Annotated in this window: 5 protein-coding genes; 3 read left to right on the forward strand and 2 right to left on the reverse strand. The window is 73.5% G+C overall.

Annotation, left to right across the window (positions count from 1 at the left end; translation table 11 throughout):
• The coding region (gene glnA, locus DY240_RS24125) for a type I glutamate--ammonia ligase (protein WP_119662269.1) at positions 1–1,415 on the reverse strand (1,415 nt) is incomplete at its 3' end.
• A gap of 200 nt (positions 1,416–1,615) precedes the next feature.
• On the opposite strand from glnA, the gene DY240_RS24130 reads away from it, so the two are divergent.
• Positions 1,616–2,038, forward strand: coding sequence for an RDD family protein (locus DY240_RS24130; protein ID WP_119662270.1), 423 nt, complete (start codon positions 1,616–1,618; stop codon positions 2,036–2,038).
• 18 nt (positions 2,039–2,056) lie between these two features.
• Here the strand turns inward: DY240_RS24130 and DY240_RS24135 are convergent, their stop codons facing one another.
• Positions 2,057–2,758, reverse strand: a complete 702-nt coding sequence (locus DY240_RS24135; RefSeq protein WP_119662271.1) for a DUF4191 domain-containing protein — start codon at positions 2,756–2,758, stop codon at positions 2,057–2,059.
• A 98-nt stretch (positions 2,759–2,856) separates the two neighbouring features.
• On the opposite strand from DY240_RS24135, the gene DY240_RS24140 reads away from it, so the two are divergent.
• Positions 2,857–4,149, forward strand: a complete 1,293-nt coding sequence (locus DY240_RS24140; RefSeq protein ID WP_119662272.1) for a hypothetical protein — start codon at positions 2,857–2,859, stop codon at positions 4,147–4,149.
• A partial coding sequence (locus DY240_RS24145) for a serine/threonine-protein kinase (protein WP_119662273.1) occupies positions 4,146–5,080 on the forward strand: 935 nt, incomplete at its 3' end. The genes DY240_RS24140 and DY240_RS24145, both read left to right, overlap by 4 nt.

Raw genomic sequence — 5,080 nt, forward strand, 5'->3', positions numbered from 1 at the left:
AAGTAGAGCTCGAACTCGTGCGGGTGGGGGCGCAGGCGGATCGGGTCGATCTCGTTGGTGCGCTTCCAGTCGATCCAGGTCTCCACCAGGTCGTCGGTGAAGACGCCGCCCTCGAGGAGGTAGTCGTGGTCGGCCTCGAGGGCGTCGAGGGCCTCGCCGAGGGACGAGGGGACCGTCGCGATGTTGGCGTGCTCCTCGGGCGGCAGCTCGTAGAGGTCCTTGTCGACCGGCTCCGGCGGCTCGATCTTGTTGCGGATGCCGTCGACGCCGGCCATGAGCATGGCCGAGAAGGCGAGGTAGGGGTTGCTGGACGGGTCGGGGACGCGGAACTCGATGCGCTTGGCCTTCGGCGACGTGCCGGTGACGGGGATGCGGACGGCCGCCGAGCGGTTGCGCTGCGAGTAGACCAGGTTGACCGGGGCCTCGAAGCCCGGCACCAGGCGGTGGTACGAGTTCACCGTCGGGTTGGTCCAGGCCAGCAGGGAGTCGGCGTGCTTGATGAGGCCGCCGATGTACCAGCGGGCGAGGTCGGACAGGCCGCCGTAGCCGAGCTCGTCGTAGAACAGCGGGTCGCCGTTCTTCCACAGCGACTGGTGGCAGTGCATGCCCGAGCCGTTGTCGCCGAACAGCGGCTTCGGCATGAAGGTGGCGGTCTTGCCGGCCGCCCAGGCGACGTTCTTGATGATGTACTTGAACAGCATCAGGCGGTCGCCGGCGTGCAGCAGGGTGTCGAACTTGTAGTTGATCTCGGCCTGGCCGGCGGTGCCGACCTCGTGGTGGGCCCGCTCGATGTCGATGCCGACGCCGGTCAGCGACTTCACCATGTCGTCGCGCAGGTCGGCGTAGTGGTCGACCGGCGGGACGGGGAAGTAGCCGCCCTTGTACCGCGTCTTGTAGCCTCGGTTGCCGCCCTCTTCGACGCGGCCGGTGTTCCAGGCGCCCTCGATGGAGTCGATGTAGTAGTAGCCGGCGTTCTGCTTGGTCTCGAAGCGGACGTCGTCGAAGACGTAGAACTCCGCCTCGGGCCCGAAGTAGACGGTGTCGGCGATGCCGGAGCTGGCGAGGTAGGCCTCGGCCTTGGCCGCGATGTTGCGCGGGTCGCGGCTGTAGGGCTCACCGGTGAAGGGGTCGACGATGGAGAAGTTCAGCGCGAGGGTCTTGGCCTTGCGGAACGGGTCGACGAACGCCGTGGCGGGGTCGGCGACGAGCTTCATGTCGGACTCGTGGATGGCCTGGAAGCCGCGGATCGAGGAGCCGTCGAACATCAGGCCCTCGGCGATCGCGTCGGCGTCGAAGGCCGAGGCCGGCACGTTGAAGTGCTGCATCACGCCCGGCAGGTCGCAGAAGCGGACATCGATGAACTCGACGCCCTCGTCCTTGACGAACTTCAGCAGCTCGTCCGCGTTGGTGAACATCCGCATTCTCCTTCGCGCCGGTACGGCGCAGTCCGCATCCGTCGACGGTCGGCGTTGACCGAATTGCCCTCGTGGCCCGGACGCTAGATTCCTGGGATTTCCCGGTGGTGTCCCAAGTGTTTCACCAGTGTTACGTGCGACGTGAGACCCTTCGCGGATCCGGTCGGGTGCGGGTCGAGGCCAGGGCCTAGGCTCACAGAGTGAGCTCCGACCGGCCGACCAGTCCCGACCTCCAGCTGCCCGACCATGGCCCCGGCTCGCCGGCCGGCTGGGGACGGCGCTTCGCGGCGCTGCTGCTGGACTGGATCGCCGGCAACCTGGTCGCGTTCATCGTCACCGGCGGCGACTCCGGCGTGTGGGACGCACAGAGCGGCGTGTTCTGGCTGCCGCTGATCTGCTGGTACCTGCTCGTCGTGGTGTCGACGACGCTGTCCGGCGGCAGCCTCGGCCAGCTGATGCTCGGGCTGCGGGTCGCGCACCTGGGCGGACGGCGCATCAGCCCGGTGATCGCCGCGGTGCGGACGCTGATGATCGCGCTGGTCATCCCGCCGCTGGTGTTCACCCGCGACGGCCGCGGCCTGCACGACCTCGCGTCCAACACGGTCGTCGTCAACGCCCGCTGAACCGGGCGGGGGAGCGGCTCAGCGACCCGGCAGCTGCGTGCCGCGCGGGATGCGGGCGCCCTTGGGCAGCGGGCCCTTCGGGATGCCGATGGGCGTGCTGCCGAGGGCCCGCAACCGCTGCCGCAGCTCGGTGACCTCACCGGGCCGGATGTTCTTCGGCAGCTTGTTGAGGTGGCGGGTCAGCCGGGGGAGCGGCACCTGCCCCTCCTCGCGGCCGACGATGACCTCGATGATGGGCGTCTCGGGCGAGACACGGGCGTGCCGCTTGCGCTCGTTCGCGAGCAGCTGCGCGACCCGGCCGGCGACGGCGCCCTCACCGATGAGCACGATGCCGGGCCGGCCGACGGCGCGGTGGACGACGTCCTGGTAGCGGTTGGCGCCCACCATGGGGGTGGTGTCCCAGCCGCGGCGCAGCGTGCCGAGCGCGGCCGCGGCCGCACCGGGCTGCCCCTCGATCTGCGAGTACGCGGCCCGCTCGGCGCGCCGCCCGAACGCGATGGCGGCGGCGAGCAGCGCGATGGGCAGGCCGACGACGATCCAGAGCCACAGCGGCCCGAGGACGATGCCGACGATGACCGCGAGCGCGATGACGCCCAGCAGGATGCCCAGGGTGATCCAGCCGACCCAGCGGTCGGACCGCCGAGCCATCTTGTAGGTCTGCCGGATCTGCGCGATGCGCCCGGTCTTCTCGGGCGTCCCCTGGTCGTCGTTGCGTGCCATGGGGAGAAGAGTACTTCCTGCCGCGCCGGTGTCCCGACCCACATGCGGACGGGTGAACGCCGAGGTCGGCGAATGCCGGGTCAGTAGAATCCGGCACTGTGAGCAGCCGCGGCGAGACGACCCTCGACGCGGCGGTCCGGGTCCCGCGCGGGCAGCTGGTGGCGCAGGCCTGGGCCCGGCTCGGGCCGGACGTCGCACCGCTCAGCAACGCCTCCGGACGGCCGCTGGCCCGGACCGTCAAGCTCATCCTCGACCCGCTCGTGCTGCGGCCGGTGCAGAATCCGCGGTTCGCCGGCGCCACCGTCCGGGCCGAGGACGCCGCCGACCTCACCAGCCGGATCACCGGCGCGGGTCCGGTCCTGGCAGCGACCGCCGCGTGGTTCCTGCTGGCCAAGCGGGCCCGGCGGCAGGCGGGCATCACCGAGGGCAACCCGCAGGAACGCTACTTCCAGCGCTGCTACGAGCTGGCCCACGCCCATGGGCACCCCGACGACGTGCCGGACGCCGCGACGCTGGCCGCCGGCGCGGTCGCCGAGGCCCACGCGACGGACGGGCGGGTGACGGCGGCCGCGGTGCGGGCGTACGTCACCGACCCTGCGCACGCCGCCGCGCTGACCCGCCGGCGCGACGCGGCCTGGGCGGCGCGGGCGACGATCACCGCGCCGGAGGGCGCGCGCCACGTCGACGACGTCCTCGCCTCCTGCGCCACCACACCGGACACCGAGGCCTGGACGGCGCTCGTCAGCGGACGGTACGGGGCGCGGGACGCCGCCCACCTGGAGCCGCCCGGGGCCGCCCGTGAGCACGGGCTGACCGATCGCGTGTCGGTCGGGCCGCCCGAGCTCGGCGACGCTGCGTCGAAGCGGCGGCTGCCCAAACCGTTAGACCGCTCGATCCTGGAGCGCCTGTTCGCCGAGGTGGCGACGGGACACCCGATCGACGGCGACGTCGCCGAGCTGGTCCGCGCCGAGATCGGCCGGTCCGCCCAGGCGTGGCAGCTGGCCGAGGAGCCCGGCCGCGTGGTCCTGGCGCTGTGCCGGGCGGCGGGACCCGCGCTGACCGCCGACGACCCCGTCTGGCCGGGCGGCGACGCACGGTCGCGGCTGCGGTCGCGGTGGCGGCGGGAGGCGTACGTGCACCGCGTGCTGCGGCTGCCCGCGGCCGGGACGACGGTGGTGCCGGACGACCTGCGGGCGGAGATCCGCGACGTCCGCGCGGTGTACCTGCGGAGGCTGTGGGTCCGGCTGCACGGCCGTGAGCTGCGCCGTCAGGACGTCGACGCCGCCGCGGTCTGGGACTTGCTCGACGGCGTGCTGCGCTCGGTCGTGCTGGACCAGCGCGACCGGCTCCGCGCGGCACTGGCGCGACGGGCCACGGAGGAGGCCCGATGACCACCATGCGCGTCACGTGGTCCGGCGGCGGAGCGAGCATCGGCGCGGCGCCGGAACACCCCGAGCGCACGGCGCTGGTCGAGGCCGCCGGCGCCCTGCTGACCTGGGACGTCGTCGACGGCTCGACGCTGCCGTCCGCGACGGTCCACGATCCCGAGCGCGCGGCCGGCTGGCTGTGGGAGGTCTACGGTCCCGAGGCGGCCGCGGTGCTGCTGGCCGGCGGGCCGGGGACGTCGGTGGTGGAGGTCGCACCGGCGGCGCCGGACGTCGCCGACGCCGCCTACCGGCTGGCGTGGCTGACCTGGGCCGAGGCGTGGTGGCCGGCTTCGTACGTCGCCGACGTGCCGCCGCTGGACCCGTACCTGCTGAGCGCGGAGCGGGCGTTGACGGCGCACGCCGTCGAGCACCTGCTCGACGACGACGAGGCGGTCGAGCGCGCCCTCCACGCCGCCGTGCGTGCTACGCCGGCGGCCCGGCCGTCGTCGGCCGACACGCCACTGGCCGAGCACCGCGCGGTGCTCCTGGCTCGACTGGCTGAGCTCGGCGACGCGTACGGCATCGCCGTCCCGGAGCCCGCCGCCGGTCCGGCCGCGGGGCCGCGTCCGCCGGAACTGGCCCTCGCCGCCGGTGCGCCGCCGGAGCCGTCCGGGACCGTGGTGCAGAGCGGATCCGCCGTGGTCGACTGGTCGCTGGTGCCGCCCGGGGTGGTCGACGCCGCGGCCGCCGCGACATGGACGGTGCGGCGCCGCGACGACGCGACCGTGCTCGAGGTGGGCGTCGCACCGGCGCCGCGTCCGGTCGCCGCCGAGCTGCGGGCGAGGTTCGGACCGGCCGACCTGCCGCTGCGCCCGGACGGCGACGGCGGCCCGCTCCTCGGGACGGCGCCGCTGCCGCCGGCCGCGCTGCTCCTGCCGGCGGCGCAGCGTGTCGC

The organism is Jiangella rhizosphaerae (assembly GCF_003579925.1).
Classification (GTDB): Bacteria; Actinomycetota; Actinomycetes; order Jiangellales; family Jiangellaceae; genus Jiangella; species Jiangella rhizosphaerae.